Genomic DNA, 1137 nt, shown 5'->3' on the forward strand with positions numbered 1-1137 from the left:
ACAAGGTTGGATTTTTGCTTGCCAAGCATTTGCAGAAAGTAATTTAGTTCTAACCTTTGCCGATTAAGGGTTAGTGAGAGGAAGAACATGACTATTAAATGTAAAGTGAAATCTATCGAGCCTTTGGCTTGTAACACTTACCAAATCCTACTTCACCCAGAAACACCGGTAGCTTTTAAAGCGGGCCAATACTTGATGGTTGAAATGGGTGAAAAAGACAAGCGTCCATTTTCGATTGCAAGCAGCCCTTGTCGTCATGAAGGCGAGCTTGAGTTACACATTGGTGCAGCTGAGCACAATGCTTACGCTTCAGAAGTTGTTGAGGCAATGAAGAAAGCGCAAGCGGAAGATGGCGACATAGCTATTGATGCTCCGCACGGTGATGCGTGGGTTAAAGAAGAAAGCGATCGTCCTCTGTTACTAATTGCTGGTGGTACTGGCTTCAGCTACGTGCGCTCTATTCTCGATCACTGCATCGCGCAGAACAGTAAAAAAGAGATTCATCTATACTGGGGCGCAAAAGATGAGTGCCAGCTGTACGCGAAAGAAGAGCTTGTCGACATTGCAGCAAAACACAGCAATGTGCATTTTGTACCAGTAGTAGAAGAAGCACCTGAAGTTTGGCACGGTCAAACGGGTAACGTACTTGAAGCAATCACGCAAAGTTTCGAATCATTAGCTGATTTTGATATCTACATTGCGGGCCGTTTCGAAATGGCAGGTGCTGCAAGAGACTTGTTTACTCAGAATAAAGAAGCAAAGCGTGACCATATGTACGCAGATGCTTACGCGTTTATCTAAGATTTCTTTCAGATTTAGAGCAAAAAGAGAGCAGAAATGCTCTCTTTTTTCCGTTTAGGTGAACTATTAAGCACTTAAGCTTTGTTTATTCATTTTTCATGAAAAAGTAGTTGCTAAGCTGAGAGGGTTCCCTATAATGCGACACCACTGAGACGGCAGGCGCCACAAGGCTTCAGCAAGAATCAGTCAGACGGAAAGCGACAAAAATTAATTTTCAAAAAGTGTTTGACACTGAATGTTAATTCGCTAGAATGGCCGTCCACTTTGAGAGGCTCCTTACTTAAAAGGAACGCTCAACAAGTGAAGCTCTTTAACAATTTAAACCTATCAATCTGT

1 protein-coding gene and 1 pseudogene are annotated in these 1137 nt (G+C 42.7%); both read left to right on the forward strand.

The window, feature by feature from the left end; genetic code table 11:
• Window positions 1-67: pseudogene (locus ACED25_RS23495) on the forward strand (ferredoxin); the annotation flags it as partial.
• A 20-nt stretch (window positions 68-87) separates the two neighbouring features.
• Window positions 88-801: an NAD(P)H-flavin reductase gene (gene fre, locus ACED25_RS23500; protein ID WP_009848201.1), complete on the forward strand. Its 714-nt coding sequence runs from the start codon at window positions 88-90 to the stop codon at window positions 799-801.
• The last annotated feature ends 336 nt before the right edge of the window (window positions 802-1137 follow it).

It is taken from the genome of Vibrio sp. 1F263 (assembly GCF_041439035.1).
Taxonomy (GTDB): Bacteria; Pseudomonadota; Gammaproteobacteria; order Enterobacterales; family Vibrionaceae; genus Vibrio; species Vibrio tasmaniensis_A.